Here is a 21,294-nt window from a genome sequence, read left to right as displayed (position 1 = left end):
CACTGCGCTTTTTAAAAACAGCATGTTACAGAGAAAATACAGAGGATTCCATGACTTTGCTGAAGCTATGCGGTAAACCGTTTAACGAAACGCAACACACTCCAAATGTGTTGGATAACTAAGCTATATACGATGAGCATACCAATAAAGCCCCAAAACATTACGGGTTCTGGCACTTGATATACCTCACCTAAAATACCAATGAGGCAATAGCACGCCCCCAGCATTAGAATGGCAACTAGTGACTTTCTGCTGCTGAGTCCTGCACGCATAAAAATATTATGCAAATGCTGACGATCGGGCTTAAGCATAGACTGCCCTTTTCTCGCCCTGCGATACATAATCGCGGCCATATCCATCAAGGGAAGGCCTACTAGCCACACCGCTGTAATTGGCCTAAACGCTGCTGCTTCATTCTGTGTATGATCAACCAACAACCAAACAATGGTGAGACCAACGAACATACTGCCCGCATCGCCCATAAATATCTTATTGCCTTTGAACCCCTTCCAACTTAAGTTAAATGCAAGAAAAGGTACAATAGCGGCGACTATAATAAGTGGTTCCATGATCGACGCGCCATTGCCTGTAGCTATCAAAAAGCCAGCAACCGTCAACAAAATAACCAAACTCATTCCGCCGGCTAGACCATCAATTCCATCAATCATATTGAACGCGTTAATAACGCCTACTACACAGATGATAGTGAAAAAATACCCGCCGATACCAAGCACTACATCACCAGTGCCAAAGATATTTCCTAATGATGTAATATAGTTTTGCGCACTCCACGCCATTATAGCGGCAACGCCGAACTGACACATAAGACGTCCCTTTGCACTTAAGTCAAAGCGATCATCTAACATACCCAGCAAAACAACAAATGCAGACGCAGTAAAAAAGAGTGGATCATTTTTCATCCAGACATCAGTGGCAACACTTGCCACCAACACTGCCATAAAAATGGCTACGCCTCCCGTCAACGGGACTATACCTGAATGGCGTTTTCGCGCAGAGGGCTGATCAACCAAACCAAATTGATGCGCTAGCGGCGTCATCACAACTAATAGTATGAGAGCCACAAAAAATGCAGTAAAAAGAGGTACAAACTGCAAATATGCTAACATAAAACGTACAACCTCGAGCCTCCGCTAATTCCATTCCAGAACGTTTGCAGCAAGCTAAATAATTTAGATTTTAAAAATGCTATCGATTCCATTTATTTACAACTTCCATTTCATCCAACATCATGAGGGTTTCGTTATTATGAGTTTGTGGATAGAAAACTGTACTATGATATAAGACATTTACGCTGCTCACCACCCTCTCATGTAAAAATAACTGCTTCAACGCAACACAAATTTGTTTTTTAGAGCCATTGTGGTCATTTCATACTCGCAAAAAGAGCCTAGCAACTGTATTACAGTCACTCCAAAAACGCTTACAGACATTTCTACAAACATGCTTTTTCATAAACTTGTGGTATCCTAGCGCCAAATTGCTATATGGATATCAAAGCTAATGTTAAAACAAATTACGCGCTATATTCTTCCAGTCGTGCTTACTATCAGCGTAAGCGGGTGTACAAGCGCCCCCAAAGCGACGCATGCCGATATTCCACTGGTGCATTCATCTCTGGCTTACTCATTAACGCCAGACTCAGAACATGCAATTAATATTCCCAAAGCCAATCTATTATTCAATAACCAAGAATCATTCGAGATACTTTTTAATGGTCAGCAATACAATGCTTATAAATACTATATCTCGGCTACTGGTAATAAATGTATTCGCTTTATGTTACGGGACAGTGAGATACAAAAAACAGAAATTGAAAATCGATTAACCACGTGTCAACGAAATGGTCAATGGAAGGTCATTGCACCATTAGTGGAGTCATCATCCTTGGCTGCGAAGTAATCCGTGGAGAGTTTAACAATGAAAAAAATAATTACGCCGCTACTGCTATCTTTTTGCGCTTTTTCCATGACAACGTCTCTTGTAACAAACGCGCAGTCTATTGAACAATTGCAAGAGTTGCGTCAGCGTGCACAGCAAAACGACACAACATCGAATGCTGCAAGACCAATATCGCCATTAGATATTTCTAGCCAGCGCACACTTCCTGGCGCGACTGGCGTTGAGAGCACCATGGGCCAATTTTCTACGCAGCCTAGAAACGGCATGCGTCTGCCTGGCGAGCCTACTATTGATACGGTATTTCCCGCTCAAGCCCCAATGGAAAACCCTCCGTTTGCGGCTAATCTATTCATCGGTGGTTTTGAGTCTGAGAGAACCTCAGGCTTAAACGATAACTACCTTGTTGCGCCGGGTGATAAAATCGCTATTTATTTGTGGGGTGCGGTCAATTTTTCAAATGTAGTCACCGTAGACAATCAAGGGAATATTTTTATTCCCAATATCGGGCCAATAAGCGTAGCAAATACACCAGCAGGTAGTGTAAATCAAACGGTGACAAGCAGAATCAAACAAGTCTACACCAATGACGTAAATATTTATGTCAATCTGCTTACCTCAACCCCTGTTTCAGTATTTGTTTCTGGCCCCGTTTTGCGCCCTGGTCAATACGCTGGCTTGGCGTCTGATAGCGTACTTTATTACCTTAAACGCGCTGGTGGCGTTGATTTCCAGCGCGGAAGTTTTCGTCAAATTGATGTTGTCAGAAACGGCGAGGTGGTAGCAACGGCCGACCTTTACGCGTTTTTTAGAAACGGAAAGTTACCAGAATTGTCATTTAAAGATGGCGACACCATTTTAGTGCATCCGATTGGCAATACCATCGTTGTTGAAACTGGTGCGCGCAACAGCTTTACCTTTGAATTTCTTAATGAAGAGCTAAATGGTAGCGTGGTAAATTACTTTGCGCGCCCAGGTGAATTCGCCTCACATGCATCTGTTGCAGGTGTGCGTAATAATAAACAATTTGCTCGCTACCTGAGTATCCAAGACTTTGAATCTTTGCCTTTAAAAGCGGGAGACACTGTTGAGTATGTAGCCGATCACGAACCGCAAATTTATCGCATAAACGTAGCCGGAGCCTTCTCTGGCGCTTCACAGGTCATGGTTGATAAGGGAGCGCGATTAATAGACGTGCTCGATCACATTGAAGTTGATACTAAACTATCTGACACTCAGAATATCTACCTTTTGCGTGAAAGCGTCGCGATAAAGCAAAGAGAAATTATTGAAGAAGGGTTGCAACGCTTAGAAAGAAGTATGTATACCGCCCCAATAAGCTCAACGGGTGAGGGTACAATTCGAGCGCAAGAAGCACAGCTTGTTGCAGATTTTATCGCGCGAGCGCGACAGGTCGAGCCCCAAGGCCGCGTTGTTGTGTCTGAAAACGGTGACGTTGCAAATATTTTGCTTGAGCCTAATGACACCATTGTTATACCTGAGATCACCGATCTCATTCATGTAGGCGGGGAAGTACTGCTACCGCAATCTGTTGTATTTAACCCAGATGCGACGACAGAGGATTATGTTGCATGGGCCGGAGGCTTTACAGAGCGCGCTGAAGATGAGCGAATTCTTATCATGCATAAGAACGGTAATGTGTCGTTTGCGAGTGTCAGCGGTACATTTTTATCTGACGAGCACACAATGCTTCAGCCTGGCGATCAAATTATCGTGCTTCCGGCAATCGACACCAAAATCATGCAAGCGGTTAAAGATGTCTCGCAAATTATCTTTCAGATCGCCGTTGCAGCAAATGCTATCGACAGATAGAAATTATGATTACATTTAAAGAACAACTCTACGCATGGAGAAGCGTGATATTCGCGCTTTTTCTGCGTGAGTTACAAAGTAAATTTAATGATAAATTTGGTCTAGCTTGGGCTTTTTTCGAACCATTTGTTTTTATTTTCGCACTATCCTTTTTTAGAAGCTTGCTCAAAGAAGGGGATGTACATACTGTTCCTCTATTAGTCTTTATGATGATCGGCTTGGTAGGACTTCAAACATTTACAGCAACAATGAATTCAGTGTCAACTGCTATTCGGCGAAACAAACCTCTCTATGCTTTCAGGCAGGTACAACCAATTAGCTCAATAATTTCCAGTGGATTTCTAGAGCTATCAATCAAAACTGTAGTTACATTATTTATTGCTATTTCTCTTTATTTACTCAATGACTCATTCCATATAAGCAATCCATTGCTTCTTATTTTTTTGTTTTTTTGCCTTTGGATATTTGGAATGGCTATAGGATTAATGTTCGCCATAGCATCAGCTTTTGTTCCAGAGGTCGATAAATTAAAAGCGATAATGAGTCGACCTTTAATATTCATTTCTTGTATATTTTTTAGCCTTCAAGACTTGCCAGAGGAATTTTGGTCTTATTTAACCTGGAACCCTCTTGTACATTTTGTTGAAATAGCACGCTATGCCTGTTTTGAATCCTATGGACAAAAGGGTGTATCGCTAAGCTTTCTCTTTGAAGTCACTGTCATATCACTCTTCTTGAGCTTGTCGATGTACCACATCACTTGGAAAAGGGTGCTATCTCGATGATTAGAATAGAGAATCTTACAAAGAGTTATCCAAGTAAATTGGGGCCACAGTATATTTTCAGAAATCTAAATTTTGATTTTCCAACTGAGAATAACGTGGCCATTTTAGGTAAAAATGGTGCAGGTAAATCTACCTTGTTTAGGATGCTCGCTAAAAGCGAATACCCTGACAGAGGGCGCGTGTTAACCAATAAATCCATGTCGTGGCCAGTCGCCTTACAGACCGGGATTCACCCTCAAATGACGGGGCGAGAGAACACTCGCTTTATTGGGCGAATCAATAATGTAACCTCACTCCCAGACTATGAAGCAAGAGTTCAAGCTTTTGCCGAATTAGATAAACGCTTCGATTTGCCGGTCAAAAATTATTCTTCAGGGATGCGTGCGAAACTTGTTTTTGCGTGCTGTATGAATATTGATTTCGACATTTATCTTATTGATGAAGCAACATCTGTTGGCGATCCGCTTTTTAGAAAAAAAGCGCGCTTGTCACTTAAGGAAAAAAGTGAAACAGCGGGCGTTATCATGGTAAGCCACGAGCTAGACCAAATTCGCGAGTTTTGCACTTCAGCTGTCATTATCGATGATGGAAAGCTTACATATTATAACAATCTCGAAGAAGGCATCGACGTTTATACGCAGGATGCAGACAATAAGAAAACACTAAAATAGGTTTAAATAACAGTGGAAAAATCTCTTACTCAGCTCAATGCTCTTCTCAAGAAAAACAAAACGCTTATTCTTGTTTTGCCTTGGGCATTATACGCATTTTATCTAGTTCTTTGGGCTGCGCCCCAATATGAAAGTCAAAGCCAACTTATTGTAAAATCAACTGATGGTGGCAGTAGCTTTGATCCCTCATCGCTATTAATGGCTGCTGGTGTCCCCGGCGCCGCTTCAGCAAGCGAAAGCCAGTTAATTGAGGCTTATATACAATCTGCAGATATGATTAACTATTTAGACGAAACTGTAGGTCTTCGAGAGCACTATATCTCTGATGAAGCTGATTTTTTTAGTGGCCTGGCAACCTCTCACACTCGAGAGAGCTTTTATGAATTCTACTTATCACACATCGACGTCAGTGTTGACTCTGCATCTTCCGTAATCACCTTAAAAACCCGAGCATTTAACGCTGAGTTTGCACAAGTAATCAACCAGGCTATCGTAGATAAAGCTGAACAATTCATCAACAACATCAATAACAACCTAGCCAAATCGAAGTTGGCATTTGCGAAAGGTGAACATGAAATTGTTGAACAGAAACTTCAGCAGGCTAAAACTGATATCTTGGCCTTCCAGTCAAAATACAACGTATTAGACCCGACAGCCGAAGGCGCTGCATTTCAGCAAATAGCATTTTCACTAGAAGCCACACTGGCACAGAAAAAAGCGCAATTGAGCACCATGTCTACTATGATGTCTGACGCTGCGCCTGAGATAATTAACGTTAAACGCGAAATAGCCGCCCTACAAAAAGAAGTAGAAAAACAAAAAGAGCGCTTGAGCACTGCCGAAGATGAAAGTGAGGCACTTTCTGTCACCGAACTTATGGCACAGTACAGCAACCTGCAAGTGCAACTTCAGTTGGCTATTCAGGCATACTCCTCATCGCTAATCACACTTGAAAATGCCCGGGTAGAAACCTACCAAAAACTTCAGCACCTTGTCACGGTTGAGTCACCCACCTTACCCGATGATAACGCCTACCCCACCGTTATTTACAACTTGGTACTGTTTGGCGTAGCACTGCTACTTATCTATGGCATTGTTCGCATTGTTGTTGCCACTATCCGCGAACTGTAATTTTTTTATCTTTCTAGTAAGAACAACAACCGACTAAGTGATTAATCCTTAGTCGGTTGACAAACCTTTGATGAAGTTTATCGTCGAAATCTTGTGTCTTTATGCAAGCTCTAGTATAAGAAGCTATCCGCCTAAGGACCTATATCAAAGAGCCTGTGCAAATAAGTGCTCTACAATAACAACCATAAGCAATATGGAATAGAAATATAATTATGAAATCATCTAACGATACTAGCTTTTTCGGCCATCCAGGGGGCCTTAGAACGCTATTTTTTACAGAGATGTGGGAACGCATGAGTTATTACGGCATGCGCGCGCTTCTTGTACTTTTCATGACAGCAAGCCTACAAACCCAAGGGTTGGGCTTCACTGTGGCAACAGCTGGCGCTATCTATGGCCTATATACCGGTGCGGTATATTTTCTAGGTTTGCCCGGCGGTTGGCTGGCAGACCGCTTAATTGGTGGTAAAAAAGCCGTTTGGTACGGTGGTCTTATAATTTTTGCTGGTCACGTTGTGCTGGCGATAGACTTACAGAACTTATTCTTTGTTGGCCTTATCCTTGTTGCTACAGGTACTGGTTTACTTAAACCAAATATCTCAGCAATGGTGGGACAGCAATATGGCGACGACGATGGACGCCGTGACAGTGGCTATGCGCTTTACTACATGGGTATTAACATTGGTTCTCTTATTGCTTACCTAGTAACTGGCTACCTTCAGGAAAACTGGGGCTGGCACTATGCCTTTGGTGCAGCAGCCGTGGGCATGGCTATCGGTCTAGTTCAATACTACTTTAGCAATCGTTCGTTATCAGCTGAGTCTGTTGCGCCAGCAAACCCTTATGAAGGTGCTGCAAAGCAGCGCGCATGGATGGGTGTGTTTGGTGTTATAGCAGCCGCTGTTGTGGTTATTATTTTAGCTCATATGGGCACCATTGTTATCGAGCCTGTTGTACTTGCTCAGCAAGTCGCTATCGCGTTTACGGTAATCTTCTTTTTATACTTTGGATTCATTTATTTCAAAGGTGAGCTAAGCGACAACGAGAAAAAGCGCATGTGGGCGCTATTTTTGGTGTGTGTTGCCTCGGCGTGCTTCTGGTCTGGCTTTGAGCAAGCGGGCTCATCACTTAACCTTTTTGCACAAAATTATACTGACCGAGTATTAGAAAGTGGCTCTTTGCTTACTTCATGGTTCGGAATGGACGCAATTCCTACCGTGTGGTTCCAGCTTTCTAATTCACTATTTATCATTATTCTTTCGCCTTTCTTTGCTGCACTTTGGATTAATTTAGCCAAGCGCATGATTGATCCGTCGTATACGATTAAATGTGCAGTCGGTATCATCATTATGGCGTCGGGTTTCCTTGTAATGTTTATGGCATCTCAGTATGCGGCACAAGGATTAAAGGTAGCACCTATGTGGTTGGTTACTACATACTTCCTTCACACAGTTGGTGAACTTTGCTTAAGTCCAGTTGCATTAAGCGCAGTAAGTAAATTGTCACCAAAACGCTTTGCCGGCCAAATGATGGGTGTGTTCGTACTGACCTACTCTATCGGTAACATAATCGCTGGTTTACTTTCAGGAAACTTCGATCCTGAAAACGTACAAGAGATGCCAAACCTATACTTACAAATTGCCCTGTTTAGCATTGCTATCGCAATCGTGATTGGCTTGTTTAGCATAAAGTCTCGATTCTGGGAAAAAGCAGGTGTGGAACAGAAGGCATAACTTACCTTGTTTAAATAACAAGTAGATTGCCATACAATGACCGCCGCAACGTCTAGTTTCGGCGGTTTTTCTATTTTAAGAGCAATGTATGAAGTTTTATTTTTCCACTCGTGACATCCCCGCTCTAAAAGGGCTCCCTCTCACAGAGCGAATGAAGCTGTTAGATAAAGCATCAAAACGTCTATCTGTTCCTGAGAAAACCATGCTCAATGTGTTGAAGTTACTTGTGATAGTGCCAGTGTTTGCACTTATTTTGCAGACAGCAGCAAATTGGACCTCGTTACTGTGGGCTTTTGTGGTATTTTTATGTTATCCGCTATTTATCAAACCCATTCAATATTCAATGTGCGCTAAATATATAGCGTCTTCATCAAGCAAGGAGAATGCATGAAAACTATCTTAGTTACTGGTGGTGCTGGCTATATTGGTAGCCACACGGTATTACAGTTACTTGAGCAAGACTATGGCGTTGTGGTTTTAGATAATTTATCAAATGCCAGTGCAGAATCTTTGCGCCGCGTAGAATCACTTACCGGAAAGTCTGTCACCTTTGTTCAAGGTGATATTCGCGACACTGCCGTACTAGACGATATTTTCAGTGAGCACAGTATCTTTGCTGTCATCCATTTCGCGGGCCTAAAAGCTGTCGGAGAGTCTGTTGAAAAGCCACTTTCCTACTACGAAAACAATGTGTACGGCACGCTAACTTTGTGTAAGGCAATGCAAAAACACAATGTGAAGAATATTGTATTTAGCTCGTCAGCTACTGTGTATGGCGACCCTGCTTCACTTCCACTTCGTGAAGATATGGCTACTGGTCAACCTACTAACCCTTACGGCATGTCCAAGCTAATGGTTGAACATATGCTAAGCGATCTCTATATGTCGGATAACGAGTGGAATATTGTACTACTTCGCTATTTCAACCCAGTAGGCGCTCATCACTCTGGTCAAATTGGCGAAGATCCTAATGGTATTCCGAATAACCTCATGCCTTATATTTCCCAAGTTGCTACAGGAAAACTCCAACAGTTAAGCGTGTTCGGTGATGACTACGACACGGTTGATGGCACTGGCGTGCGTGATTATATTCACGTGGTTGACTTGGCAAACGGCCACTTGAAAGCGCTAGACCGTTTAGCCCTCAATATGGGATTGGACAAGTACAACTTAGGTACTGGTCAAGGCTATTCGGTGCTAGAAATGGTTAAGGCCTTTGAAAAAGGCTCGGGTAAAGCGGTGCCTTACAAGATTGCACCACGCAGAAGTGGCGATGTCGCAGCCTGTTATGCAGACCCTACAAAAGCCGCAACAGAGCTTAACTGGCATGCACAAAAAGGACTGGACGAAATGTGCGCCGACACATGGAACTGGCAGTCTCAAAACCCCATGGGTTACCCTAAAGATTAAGCAATCCGCCTGTCGAGCACTTCGTTGCCTAAGTGCTCGACTTTTGACTAATTCCTTCTATTTTTTTTCTTGGCTACTATAAATAAAAAAATTTTGGTTGCCCCGTGAAACACCTTGTTTACTCTCTCTTTTTGCTTTCAATTTCGTCCAGCCTTGGCGCTATTACCATAAGTGAAATTGCACCGGTACATTTTGGCTCGGTCTCTGCTCAATCAGGGTTAACATGCACAATGTCGCAGTTTGGTGTTATTTCTGGTGCGTGTGACACAACGGATATTGATATTACCCTTGGAGAGGTCTTGGTGACTAACTTGCCAAGAAACGGCAACGTTGAAGTAATGATTACGGGAAGCACGAACACAGCGCTACAATACGCGCCCATCGCAGAACTTACAGGAGCAAAGGGCGGAACCGTTTTGTTATATGATAACCAGCCGGTTAACGTGACCGTAAAGGAAATGGTGCCGATTTCACGATAACCGTTTTGGCACTCTAACCTTACAAAATGATTTGTCGTTGTCAGGGGCGTACACCGCCGATTACACACTGGAAGTTAATCAACTTTAAGCGTGTATCAGCGGTGAAAACAAGTAGAGCGCATCTACTTATTGTCTATATCGTCTTTTTCTTTATCTTCTTTCTTGTCTTCTTCGGGAAGATCGTAAGAATCAAAATCATTGCCTTCAAGCATGGCTTCGAAATCGGCAAAGTCATCAAGCTGCTCTTCACCTAACGCTTTATCAGCACTTTTTCCGTCGGTAACTCTAAATTCTAAACGCTCAAAATAAGCGTTTTTGATAAAGGCATAATCATCTACAGCTTGCTCTAGTTGAGCTTCTTGATCAATTAGCTGCGCGCGTGTTTCTAATAACGATATACCAATACGCGCAAGATTGAGTGTGCCGTCAATAAGCGTCATCGGAAATGCAAAACCATCTACATAGTCGCCGGTGAAACTTCTTGGGTCACTTGGGCCTAAAAATGGCAACATAAGATAAGGGCCTGTTTCAACACCCCACACGGCCAGCGTTTCACCGAATTGCTCTTCTTTGCGTTCCAGTCCAATTTTAGACGCAACATCAATTGTTCCTACCAAACCAACTGTCGTATTTATTAGAAAACGTGCCAAGCTATCTAAGCTATCATCAATCTTTCCTTGTAATAGATTGTTGGTGAAGTTTGCAGGTTCTCTTAAGTTTTCGGCAGCGTTAACCAAACCAGTGCGAGCAAACTGAGGCATAACAGTCACGTAGGTGATGGTTACAGGTCGAAGGATATAGGCGTCTAATACTTCCCAGTTAAAATCCCATACTTCACGGTTTACCGACTCAAAGGGGTCGCGAGGATCAGAAGTATCCGCGGTCGTAATAGAATTGTTAGTTGCAGCCTGCTCTTGTGCGTTATTACTCGCACACCCACCCAAAAAACTGCTGGCAATTAGCAGTCCTGCAACGAGCGACTTTGAAAAATTCATAACTACAATTCCTTATTAATCGTGATATTGATTGGTGTAATCTGGCCTTGCTTGACAGGGCTCTCTATACTACCTTGCCACTCTCCTTGTGCCACAGCCACATTTTCATCGAGTGAAAGCCTAGCAGTTATACGCACGTCTGATAATGATAAAAGCGTATACTGGGGCATCATAGCATTGTCAGCGGTTAACCTAACAGACAAAGGGAATTCACCGATAGGTAACTTAACTACCGCAGCGGGCATTCTATTGCCCGAATTAAGGTCCTGTGCAAATACAATGAGATGACCCGATGTAGGCGCTTTTTCTTTCGCGCTTTGCGATAATTCTATTGAAACAGTAAAACCTGTCTGGCTGTCTTGCGCATCTCGCTCTATCTCGCCTTGAGAAGGTAACGCGCCTAATGCGATAGACTGTCCCTCAAGTTCATTCAAGCGTGCAGTTAAACGCTTAGACATGTCACTGTCTTTTGGTAGTTTATCTTTTACTTGGTTGAAGAAACGCTTCGTATTATCCAAATCACCGAGTTGCGCCGATACCACAGCCATCATTAATGCTAAATTGTCGTTTTGTGGATTCTCATCGAGCAATCCTAAAAGCAATTGTTGTGCACGTTCTAGGTTGTTTACGTCACCTGTTGTCATTAACGCTTGGGCTAGGGTAATTCGACTGCTTGAATTAGTCGGGTCGAGACTCACAGCCTTATCAATTGCCTCAATTGCCTGCACCTCTTGCCCAATGCTGAGCATAAGCCTGCCAAAATACATCCAACCCGTATCGTCTTCAGGCTCATTACGCAATCGCTGTCTAATTGCTAATGCAAGGTTTGCGATATCTTGCTGAGTAAGCTCATTCGCATTACCACTGGTTAATTGCTGACTGAGCTCTGGCAATGCGGCTATCGCTTCGCTTGCTTGTACTACACGAGACATTTGGTTTACTTGTGAATAAACCACAATACCAGCACCTAATGCCAACGCACCGCCTATGACCAAAGGCAGCTTTGCGTTGCCTTTCCTGTGTGCTTGAAACGCGCTTTCATCAACAAGGGCGAGTTTTAACTCATCAACCGCTTGACGTTTGTCGTGCTCACTGATGAGTCCTTCATCCACTTCGCGTTCTAACTCAGCCAAACGCTGTTTGACGATTTGTGTGTTACTTAAGCTGTCTTGCTTCGCGTGGTTCTTTCTCTTTAGCCACGGAAAGGCAATAATCAGCAACACTAACGTGATAAGTCCGGAAACTACGAGATAAAATTCAGACCAACTCATTCTTTTTCTTGCTCCAGCATAGCGTCGGCTTTCGCGAGCTTAGCCGCCATATCTTCTGGCGGCGTTACAGATTTACGCCTTACAATCACAACAAGTGCAATAAATATAAACAATACTGGCCCCGCCCAAAGCCAGAGTGTTGCTGCAGTTACTGGTGGCTGATAATGAACAAAATCACCATAGCGCGCTTTCATGAAGTCGATAACCTCCTGCTCAGTTTTACCTTGTTTGAGCAGGCTATAAACCTTACGTCGCATGTCATGCGCAATCATTGCATCGCTATCAGCAATGTTCTGGTTTTGACACATAGGGCAGCGCAACTCGGCGGTTAATCGCAAGAAACTGGCGCGCTGTTCGGCTGAGTCAAAACTAAAGCTCTCTTCAACCGCCTGTGCAGATGACAGGCTTAATACACTCAGCAGGATGAGCAGCATAAACTTAAAGGATCGAATCATTCACTCTCTCCCTGCGTGTCTACCTCGTAAGTATTGCTTGAAGTCATTTCAGCTTGAGTCACCAACTTGTTATATAGAGGACCTATTTTATTGTTCCATACCCTTTCGTTGATATCGCCAATATGATGCATACGGATAATTCCTTCGACATCTATAACAAAGTGCTCTGGTGCGCCAGTAACCCCTAAATCGAGTGACGTATCACGGTAGACATCAAAAATGTTGAACGCATAAGGGTTGCCATAACGACTGAGCATCTCTGTCACTTCTTGCTGAACACGACTTAGGGTCTTAGTACCAAAATCGGGGTCTAAGTCTTGGTCAAAGTACAAACCCACAATATGAACACCTTGCTCGTTTTTAAGCTGTGTTAAGTAGGGCATTTCCACAGCGCATGTTACGCACCATACACCCCACACGTTCAGAATGGTCACCTTGCCTTTAAGATCGCTTGGCGTGTACATTTTCTCTGGATTCATTAAATCAGGTAGAGAAAACGCTGGCAGCGTTTTGTCTTGCACTTGCGAGTCCAACTCACGCGGGTCCGAAAAGAGCCCTTTAAACAAGAAAACTACCAGCAATATGAAAAGCACCAAAGGAATGGCCACTAACGATGTCTTTTTCATTATGCCTCTCCTTTTGTCGCAGAGTTTTGTGCAACGTGATCAACACTGACGTTGCTTTTGTTCGAGACACCGCGCTTACCTGCAGTCATTTTATTCAACACTGCGCTCACTTTCTTAACCTTCGCCATACGATAGCGCTTGTCACAAATTGAGAAAATCCCACCAATAGCCATTACAACGGCACCGGCCCATAGCCATATAACAAATGGCTTAATGTAAATACGAATCGCCCAAGCCCCGTTGTCTAATGGCTCACCCATTGCAATAAACAAATCCCTGGCCACATTTGAGTGGATAGCCGCTTCCGTCATTGGCATTCGCTGCACGATGTATAGGCGTTTTTCAGGCATAAGATGAGCCACTTTCTCTCCATCTTTATATACATCGAAAATGCCTGCATCAGCTTGATAATTGGGCCCCTGAACTTTCCTTACATCTTTAAAGGTAAAGTCATAGCCACCCAAACTTACCGTATCACCCACATCCATTCGCACATCTCTTTCCAACTCATAATTAGATACCAACGTGATACCAATAATGACAATGGCAAAACCAACATGACCTAACACCATTCCCCAGTGACTTGGCGTTAATTTGCGAAGTTTGGTCATCAAGCTATTTTTGTCAGCGCCTTTTTCGGGCATGGCACTAATACGCTGAACCACTTCTTGAACAGTTGTGACGAGGATCCAAAATACCAGCACCATCCCCAATACACCCATATAGGTGGGTGCATCGTAGGCAAAATTCACCAGCACGCCAGCACTCATTGCAATGCCACCGGCAACAAGTAACTGTTTTTGAAGCTCACTGGCCTTTTGTTGCTTCCAACGTGTTAGTGGTCCAAGGCCAAGAATCAGTACAAAAGGCACTATCAAAAGGGTAAACATTTGATTAAAAAACGGGGCGCCAACAGAGATACTTCCTAGCCCCAGCTCCTTGTGAATTAACGGTAAAAGCGTTCCTAACAGCACAACTAATGTCGCTGCACAAAGAAACACATTATTGCCCATTAGCAATACTTCACGTGAAAATGCTTGATAACGACCAGGGCTTTTCAGTGACGCTGCACGGAGGGCATAAAGCAATAACCCTAACCCGCTTAGTACAATTAAAATACCAAGGATGAACAGTCCCCGCGTAGGATCACTGGCAAAAGAATGAACGGAAACAATAACACCTGAGCGAACTAAAAAGGTTCCCAACAAACTGAGGCTGAATGCCGCTATGGCTAATAACACTGTCCACGATTTAAAGGCTTTTCGCTTTTCAGTTACCGCAAGAGAGTGCATTAGCGCAGTACCTACCAACCACGGCATAAAGGATGCGTTTTCAACCGGGTCCCAGAACCACCAGCCTCCCCAGCCGAGTTCGTAATATGCCCACCAGCTACCAAGCGCAATACCTACTGTAAGAAACGCCCAAGCAGCAATCACCCATGGACGTGACCAACGGGCCCATGTTGAATCTAATTGACCAGAGATAAGCGCTGAAATAGCAAAAGCAAAAGCAACAGAAAAACCAACGTAGCCCATGTACAACATGGGCGGATGGATTATCATGCCAAAATCTTGAAGTAACGGGTTTAAATCCCTTCCATCGACAGGGAAAAACGGCAACATGCTATTAAATGGATTAGAGGTTAATAACATAAACAGATAAAAGCCGATGCCTACCATTCCTAGCACGGCAAGCACACGTGCGACCATCGCAAGCGGAATTCCCTTACTGAAAATAGCGACCGCCACTGTCCATACTGACAGCATCAAAACCCACAGCAAGAAAGAACCTTCGTGTCCGCCCCACACTGCCGTTATTTTGTAGTAAATAGGCAATCGACTATTAGAATGCTGCGCTACGTAAGCCACGCTAAAATCATCTGTCACAAAGGCGTAGGTAAGACATACATAGGCAATAAGCGTGAAGATGAATAACCCTATCGCCAAAGGTTTTGCCGTCGCCATTAGCGCTTCATGTTGGCGATGTGCCCCCCACAGTGGATAAACGGCGAGGAGGATAGATAATACTAATGCGAGTGTTAGTGCAATATTTCCAATCTCGGGAACCATGCCTTAGTATCCTTGTGCCGATTGACTTGCATCACTGCTTTCAGAATTCGCGCTCTTGGGCATATTGTCAGGCTTGACGTGCTTTATGCCTTTCATTTTTTCAGCTAATTCTGGAGGCATATATTCTTCATCATGCTTTGCCAGTACTTCTTGCGCTTTTATGTGTCCAGTTTGGGTTAAAACACCTGTCGCAACTATGCCTTGTCCCTCACGAAATAAATCGGGCAAAATACCTGTGTAAGTTACCGTTACTGTAGGGCCCGTGTCGATTAAGTCGAAGCTCACCGCCAAGCTCTCGCTGTCACGCTTAACACTGCCGGGTACGACCATACCACCTATGCGTAAACGCTGTCCGATTTGTGGCTTCTGCCCGTTTTTGCCTTCAATAATTTCACTTGGCGTATAAAACAGGTCAATACTGTCGTTTAACGCATAAAGCATTAATCCAATTGCACTTACAACCAAAAAACCGATAATTCCAACTACGGCTAATCGCTGCTTTCGTCTCGGGTTCATGCAACTATCTCACTTCGAATTTCTAATACTAAAAAAATGGCACCTCGGTGATGTGCCTTCTTGAACTTTATTCCACTTGAACACGTTTGCTACGCAGTACGTGTATGCTCAATGAATACACTAAGACTTATCATCCTGCGCTTCCTGTAAACGTGCTTTCTTAATGCGTGCTTTGCGCGCTTGCTCGGTTATCACTGCTTTGAGCAACAATTTTTGCTTGATATAGCTTTGAATTACTACCAGCGCCATTGCACCAAAAGTAATACCGAAAGATAGCCACACATAAAAAGCATATCCGCCCATATTGAGAAAGTCGGCAACGGAATCAAACTGCATATTACTTACCTGCCTTTAGTGCATGTTTCGCTAATTGTTGCACCCAGGGGCGATGCATTTCTCTTAAAACAATTTCATTGCGCAATCTTACGGTTGTGACTGCACCAATAAACAACGCAAACCCTAATAAGTTAATCAGCAATGGCCATAACATTTCCGGCGCAATTGACGGGTTATCAAATTTACTGATTGTTGCTCCCTGATGAAGCGTATTCCACCACTCTACTGAGTAATGAATAATGGGGATATTCACCACGCCCACAAGTGCCATAACACCTGCCGCTTTGCCAGCCTGCTGTTTATCTTCAAATGCACCGTATAGCGCAATAACTCCCATATACAAAAACAATAGAATTAGCTCCGAAGTTAACCGAGCATCCCATACCCACCACGCTCCCCACATAGGTTTGCCCCATGCTGCGCCGGTAAATAACGCAATAAAGGTCATCACTGCACCCACCGGCGCCATGGCAATCATGGACATGTATGCAGTACGCCACTGCCACACCATACCAACTAATGCAGCCACTGCCATTGCAACGTAGGTCCCCATGGACAAAATAGCGCTGGGTACATGGATATAAATAATGCGAAAAGAATCGCCTTGTTGATAATCTTGCGGTGCGAATGCCAAACCCCAAACGGTTCCAACACTCAAGCACAATGCTGCACCAACCCAAAACCAAGGTTGTAATGTTAAACAAAGTTGGTAGGCACGCTCAGTTTTAGCGTAGGGGTGTAACCACTTCCACATTAATTTTGACTCACTTTTAACGAATACGCTATGGCGAACGGAGCTAAGGCCGCTGCCAGCAAAAGCATAGCGGCGATGATAGCAAGTTGTGAATGATAAGGTAATTGCAGTGCGGCAGAATCCACAGCAGATGTGGCAAATATCAGTAACGGAATGAAAACAGGAATGAGCAACAGGGCTAAAAGTACGCCCCCTTTCTGTAACCCCACTGTCAGACCCACTGCAATGGCACCAATTAGCGACAATAACGGTGTGCCTAGTAACAACGTAAGCAACAACGCCAAGTACATATCAAATGATAAATTCAAAAACATCGCCAATAAGGGCGACAATAAGAGTAAAGGAACGAAACTCACTAACCAATGTGTTGCAACTTTCACCGCGCTAATGGCTGGGAGTGCCATGCCCGACAAAACGTACTGCTCTAACGAACCATCATTAAAGTCATCTCGGAACAAGCGTTCCATCGCCATCAATGACGATAATATCGCTGCTATCCAAATAACGCCTGGACCGATACGTTGCAACGTATCAGGTGACGGGCTTACGCCAAGGGGAAAGAGCGTTACCACCATTAGCAAAAACATGAGGGGCTGCACCAATTCAGCTTTTTGCTTAAACGCGATGTGTAAATCACGTTTGAAAATCCCGTGATACAATGACATTAAAATCGATACTCCAAGTCAAACACGCGATGCGCACCCGCCAAATCTGATAAAGGTTGATGCGAAGTTGTCAGCACAATCCCCCCTTTATCTACGTGAGACTTCATTGTTTGTTCAAGTAATGCAATGCCTTTTACATCAAGCGCCGTAAAGGGCTCGTCTAAAATCCAGACTTTTGCTGGCTTAAGCCAGAGGCGAGCAAGCGCCACACGTCGCTGTTGCCCTGCGGATAAATATCGAACCGGAACATCCTCAAGACCAACCAAGCCAACGCGAGCAAGGGCGTCATACAATTTATCTTGCGTAACACTAACACCATGCTGTAAGAGCCAAAATGACAAGTTATCTAGCGCGGAAAGACTATTGTTATTACCTGTTTTGTGGCCGAGATAAAAAAGGGCTGCGTAGTAGTCCGCTTTTATCTCCTTGATATTGCTCCCGTCGTATTTAACTTGTCCAGCGTCAGCATCGCTTAACCCTGTTAAAATACGCAGTAAGCTGGTTTTTCCAGCGCCGTTGGGACCGCGCAAGTATAAGAGTTCACCAGTGTTAACTACCAGCGAAAGCCCTTCAAACAGGCTTCTATCTCTTTTAATGCACGTTAAACTGCATGCTTCTAACACAGCCTATAAACCCCAAAAAATCGTCAATCTGAAAAAACCGCGATAGTTTACCACATGACGGCTTTTTCGCAGTCGTGAATTCCAATTAAATATGATTTACTTCAATGACAAAGCACGAGTTTGTGTGCTGGCTGCTGTGTATTGTGCTTAAATGAATTAAATAATGTTTGCCTGCTTGTTGCCGATACGCTTTCTATGACATCACACCTTACTTCACTTATTGCCAACGCAGTTCGCCAAGAATCGGCCTCTGTGGTAAACGCTGCTGGGCAATCAACCTTAGCCAATCAAGCAACGGGAAATCAAGTAGCGCTCTCTCAAACTGTCGCATTGGCTAATGCTGCGAGGGTAACCGTGGCGCGATTGCCAGAGCATATTCTTGCGATAAGGACACCGTCATCAACATCACAGTCGCTCAACATTAAAGTACCCGTTGAGGTAACACAGCAAGCGCACCAAAACCCGCAACTTGCAGTGCTCCCCAATAACAATATTGGTGACAAGAACGTTTCAGCTATTCTAAGCGCCACTACGAACACCACGCATCAAATCGAGTTACCTCATGCTGAGCGTGGTGCACTGTTTAAGGCCCTTATGCAGGCACTGGAAAGCGGCAACTCAGCGGCTTCTGTCAATGGAAAATTAGTTACCCTAGCTAATGGTCAGTTTGCCCTTGATACGAACAATAAGCGCTTACCAAATTCATCTTCCAATGTATCTTCGGCGACACTTTCGGCACAAACACAAGGTGCAATAGCGCTTTCCATCAGCAGCGCAGAGCAAAAAGCGCTACTGCAAAAATGGCTGGGTTCCCACGTAACCATGACTCTAGCAAATGCCACAAATTCAGGCGCAAGCACGATACAAGCAACGCTCTCGCCTACTAGCGCAAATACATTAGACGCACAAAGTCGCACAACGCCTCTCAGGCTCAGTAATATGACTAGCGCTACGCACACCCAAGTTATTGAAGCTGCGTTAAAGCAGGGTACAGTCGCACTTGAGTCTAAAAGTCTTAATAGCGCTTCTTTAAAATCTTTTTTACCGAGTGAAATCACGCAAACGCCTAACGTTTTAAAAAGTGCAGCATTAATTGGATTAAGTGACAATGCAGGCAAAACTCGCGATGGGGTTATTACCATTCAATCGGCACACCATAGAGCCTTAGTTTCTATCGCACTTTCTCAAACTCAGGCGCAAGCACTGCCTGTATTAGATAACAAACAAGTAGCGCAAATCGATCTAGCATTGCTGCCAAAGGCGATGCTTATAGACGGTAAAACGCCTTTGGAGACTCAGTCTCTCCAGCAACAAGATGGGATCAATAAACACGCATCCACTGCGCTTTTATCTGCTTCTCTGAAAGACAGTGATGTACACCGCGCTATTATGACCTTATCGCGCGTCTTGCTCAGTCAAACGGGGAATACTCAGCACGCCTTGTCTCAACTACTTTCTATTGTAGAGGGTACAAGTAATAGTGCGGTCAATCCTCCCCCAAACGCCACGGCTAGCCCTACTGAAAAACTGGCAATAGAAAAGCTCTTACAGCAATTAAAATCCCTTGATGTGCTAAACGCAAAACCTTCAACCCGACAGGCGTTGAATATGAGCGGCGAGCCACAAAACACCAATACTTCAACTGTGGCGACCAACAGCCTGCAACGAGATAGCGCGCATCAAGCCGAGCAGCAAAAAACAGAAACTACCGCGAAACATGACCTTGCAGCACTTGCAAAACTACTGGGTAATCAAGCAAAGGCGGCTTCAAACAGTTTACTTTCAAGTGCGCTACAACAACTCACCGGCACAAGCACCAAGACTAATGTAACCTCGTCTGTCATGGCTGACGTAGAGCAAAAATTGCAGTCACCTGCACAGGGCAGCGTTTCTGGTGAACAAATAGCGTCGTCCAAACCAACCATGGAGTTGGCAGAGCAAGGTTTATCACAACGAATTCAACAGGTATTTACCGCCAATGCACTGCTTGCGACACCATTGACGCTGACCTCTCCGGTAGCCTCATCAAGCTTTGTTCAAGGGTTGGTCGCTTTAGTTCAGCTTGCTCTAGCTGGTCGCGCAATACAGCGCCAACCATCGCTAAAATCACTTGCTGACGCCCCCGACTCAATCATTTCGAAAACACTCACAAATATGGGCGTGCCCGCGCAGCCAAGTAAAGTAAGCCAGGAGCTAAATCAATTAGATAGTCGCCATCAACTGTTATCCCAATTGAAAACCTTATTGGCCTCCCATCAGCAAGCAAAATTAGCCAGTGCAGAAAGCAGAATTCAAGGGCAAGATAGTCTTTACTACGTATTTCCCTCGCTATCTCAACAGCATTCGCCTACCGAACTGTTTGTTCAGCGCGAGCAAGAAAAGCCTAATCAAGCACGGCAACAAAAAGGCGAACGCAAGTTATGGAACGTAACAATGAAGTTAGATATCGGAAGTACCGGAGCAGTGTTGGCAAAATCCAAAATAGACAATGACACCATTACCCTCGACTTGTACGCGTCTAACGATGTGATACTTAAGCGACTTGCAGATACCCTTCCCTACCTCAAAAAACGCCTTACCGAACTAGGCTTAACCGTTGAGCAATCTACCTTTCAGCGAGGCCATATTCCCGAGTCGTTAAATACACGTCCTCATCAAATATTTGAGACGCGCGTATGAGTGACACACAAAAAGCAAAACGGGCTATAGGGCTTAAATACGAAGGGGGTGATAAGAAAAACACCCCAAAAGTAGTTGCAAAAGGCTACGGCGATCTCGCTGAGGCAATTATTGCGATGGCGCAGGAAACCGGGATCCTCATACACGAAGATCCCTACCTAAGTGAAGTACTCGCTACTTTAGATGTTGGACAAGATATTCCAGAATCCTTGTACTACGTAATAGCTGAGTTGCTAGCGTATTCCTATGTACTTCAAGGAAAGATCCCTCCCGGCTGGGAGGGAATAATTAAACGTATAGACTTTGAGGTATAACCTGCACTGAAGCAGCGTATACCGTAAACGCT

The 21,294-nt window shown here is 44.1% G+C and carries 22 protein-coding genes; 11 read left to right on the top strand and 11 right to left on the bottom strand.

Annotated features, from left to right (window positions below; genetic code table 11):
• Window positions 1-65: 65 nt before the first annotated feature.
• On the bottom strand, window positions 66-1,127 hold the full coding sequence (gene wecA / locus JN178_RS04585; protein ID WP_159623695.1) for a UDP-N-acetylglucosamine--undecaprenyl-phosphate N-acetylglucosaminephosphotransferase: 1,062 nt from the start codon (window positions 1,125-1,127) through the stop codon (window positions 66-68).
• A gap of 394 nt (window positions 1,128-1,521) precedes the next feature.
• On the opposite strand from wecA, the gene JN178_RS04580 reads away from it, so the two are divergent.
• The 9 genes from JN178_RS04580 (at window position 1,522) to JN178_RS04540 (ending at window position 9,959) form a co-directional block, all read left to right on the top strand.
• Window positions 1,522-1,920, top strand: coding sequence for a hypothetical protein (locus JN178_RS04580; RefSeq protein ID WP_202264064.1), 399 nt, complete (start codon window positions 1,522-1,524; stop codon window positions 1,918-1,920).
• Between the two features lie 66 nt (window positions 1,921-1,986).
• Window positions 1,987-3,750, top strand: coding sequence for a polysaccharide biosynthesis/export family protein (locus JN178_RS04575; protein WP_442859695.1), 1,764 nt, complete (start codon window positions 1,987-1,989; stop codon window positions 3,748-3,750).
• A 5-nt stretch (window positions 3,751-3,755) separates the two neighbouring features.
• Window positions 3,756-4,535 (top strand): ABC transporter permease, encoded by a 780-nt coding sequence (locus JN178_RS04570; RefSeq protein ID WP_202264062.1) that lies wholly within the window; start codon window positions 3,756-3,758, stop codon window positions 4,533-4,535.
• Complete coding sequence (locus JN178_RS04565; protein WP_202264061.1) at window positions 4,532-5,206, top strand: ABC transporter ATP-binding protein; 675 nt, start codon at window positions 4,532-4,534, stop codon at window positions 5,204-5,206. Before JN178_RS04570 ends, JN178_RS04565 begins: the two co-directional genes overlap by 4 nt.
• Before the next feature lie 12 nt (window positions 5,207-5,218).
• Window positions 5,219-6,337, top strand: a complete 1,119-nt coding sequence (locus JN178_RS04560) for a capsule biosynthesis protein (protein ID WP_202264060.1) — start codon at window positions 5,219-5,221, stop codon at window positions 6,335-6,337.
• A 212-nt stretch (window positions 6,338-6,549) separates the two neighbouring features.
• Entirely contained in the window at window positions 6,550-8,070 is a 1,521-nt protein-coding gene (locus JN178_RS04555; RefSeq protein WP_202264059.1) for a peptide MFS transporter, read from the top strand.
• Between the two features lie 88 nt (window positions 8,071-8,158).
• Complete coding sequence (locus JN178_RS04550; RefSeq protein WP_202264058.1) at window positions 8,159-8,461, top strand: DUF6170 family protein; 303 nt, start codon at window positions 8,159-8,161, stop codon at window positions 8,459-8,461.
• Window positions 8,458-9,480: a UDP-glucose 4-epimerase GalE gene (gene galE, locus JN178_RS04545; protein ID WP_202264057.1), complete on the top strand. Its 1,023-nt coding sequence runs from the start codon at window positions 8,458-8,460 to the stop codon at window positions 9,478-9,480. Before JN178_RS04550 ends, galE begins: the two co-directional genes overlap by 4 nt.
• 104 nt (window positions 9,481-9,584) lie before the next feature.
• Window positions 9,585-9,959, top strand: a complete 375-nt coding sequence (locus tag JN178_RS04540; RefSeq protein ID WP_202264056.1) for a hypothetical protein — start codon at window positions 9,585-9,587, stop codon at window positions 9,957-9,959.
• Between the two features lie 122 nt (window positions 9,960-10,081).
• Here the strand turns inward: JN178_RS04540 and JN178_RS04535 are convergent, their stop codons facing one another.
• The 10 genes from JN178_RS04535 to ccmA all read right to left on the bottom strand — a co-directional run bounded on the left by JN178_RS04535 (window position 10,082) and on the right by ccmA (window position 18,269).
• Window positions 10,082-10,954: an MlaA family lipoprotein gene (locus JN178_RS04535; RefSeq protein ID WP_202264055.1), complete on the bottom strand. Its 873-nt coding sequence runs from the start codon at window positions 10,952-10,954 to the stop codon at window positions 10,082-10,084.
• Between the two features lie 2 nt (window positions 10,955-10,956).
• Window positions 10,957-12,225 carry a c-type cytochrome biogenesis protein CcmI gene (gene ccmI / locus JN178_RS04530; RefSeq protein ID WP_202264054.1) on the bottom strand — a complete coding sequence of 423 codons (1,269 nt, stop codon included), beginning with the start codon at window positions 12,223-12,225 and terminating at the stop codon, window positions 10,957-10,959.
• Window positions 12,222-12,680, bottom strand: coding sequence for a cytochrome c-type biogenesis protein (locus tag JN178_RS04525; RefSeq protein ID WP_159623719.1), 459 nt, complete (start codon window positions 12,678-12,680; stop codon window positions 12,222-12,224). The genes ccmI and JN178_RS04525 overlap by 4 nt, the downstream gene beginning before the upstream one ends.
• The gene (locus JN178_RS04520) at window positions 12,677-13,306 is read right to left on the bottom strand and encodes a redoxin family protein (RefSeq protein WP_202264053.1); all 630 of its coding nucleotides are present in this window, start codon (window positions 13,304-13,306) and stop codon (window positions 12,677-12,679) included. Before JN178_RS04520 ends, JN178_RS04525 begins: the two co-directional genes overlap by 4 nt.
• Window positions 13,306-15,375: a heme lyase CcmF/NrfE family subunit gene (locus JN178_RS04515; RefSeq protein WP_202264052.1), complete on the bottom strand. Its 2,070-nt coding sequence runs from the start codon at window positions 15,373-15,375 to the stop codon at window positions 13,306-13,308. The genes JN178_RS04520 and JN178_RS04515 overlap by 1 nt, the downstream gene beginning before the upstream one ends.
• 3 nt (window positions 15,376-15,378) lie before the next feature.
• Entirely contained in the window at window positions 15,379-15,891 is a 513-nt protein-coding gene (gene ccmE / locus JN178_RS04510) for a cytochrome c maturation protein CcmE (RefSeq protein ID WP_202264051.1), read from the bottom strand.
• A gap of 120 nt (window positions 15,892-16,011) precedes the next feature.
• Window positions 16,012-16,227 carry a heme exporter protein CcmD gene (gene ccmD / locus JN178_RS04505; RefSeq protein ID WP_202264050.1) on the bottom strand — a complete coding sequence of 72 codons (216 nt, stop codon included), beginning with the start codon at window positions 16,225-16,227 and terminating at the stop codon, window positions 16,012-16,014.
• A 1-nt stretch (window position 16,228) separates the two neighbouring features.
• Window positions 16,229-16,981 (bottom strand): heme ABC transporter permease, encoded by a 753-nt coding sequence (locus tag JN178_RS04500; RefSeq protein WP_202264049.1) that lies wholly within the window; start codon window positions 16,979-16,981, stop codon window positions 16,229-16,231.
• Entirely contained in the window at window positions 16,981-17,646 is a 666-nt protein-coding gene (gene ccmB, locus JN178_RS04495; protein ID WP_202264048.1) for a heme exporter protein CcmB, read from the bottom strand. Before ccmB ends, JN178_RS04500 begins: the two co-directional genes overlap by 1 nt.
• Window positions 17,646-18,269, bottom strand: coding sequence for a cytochrome c biogenesis heme-transporting ATPase CcmA (gene ccmA / locus JN178_RS04490; RefSeq protein ID WP_202264047.1), 624 nt, complete (start codon window positions 18,267-18,269; stop codon window positions 17,646-17,648). The genes ccmB and ccmA overlap by 1 nt, the downstream gene beginning before the upstream one ends.
• A 195-nt stretch (window positions 18,270-18,464) precedes the next feature.
• On the opposite strand from ccmA, the gene fliK reads away from it, so the two are divergent.
• Entirely contained in the window at window positions 18,465-20,948 is a 2,484-nt protein-coding gene (fliK, locus tag JN178_RS04485) for a flagellar hook-length control protein FliK (RefSeq protein WP_202264046.1), read from the top strand.
• A complete protein-coding gene (locus JN178_RS04480) occupies window positions 20,945-21,262 on the top strand; it encodes an EscU/YscU/HrcU family type III secretion system export apparatus switch protein (protein WP_159623737.1) in 318 nt (105 codons plus the stop codon). The genes fliK and JN178_RS04480 overlap by 4 nt, the downstream gene beginning before the upstream one ends.
• Window positions 21,263-21,294: the final 32 nt, after the last annotated feature.

This window comes from Alteromonas sp. KC3 (genome assembly GCF_016756315.1).
Classification (GTDB): domain Bacteria; phylum Pseudomonadota; class Gammaproteobacteria; order Enterobacterales; family Alteromonadaceae; genus Alteromonas.
This window is presented reverse-complemented; position numbering and strand designations above follow the sequence as displayed.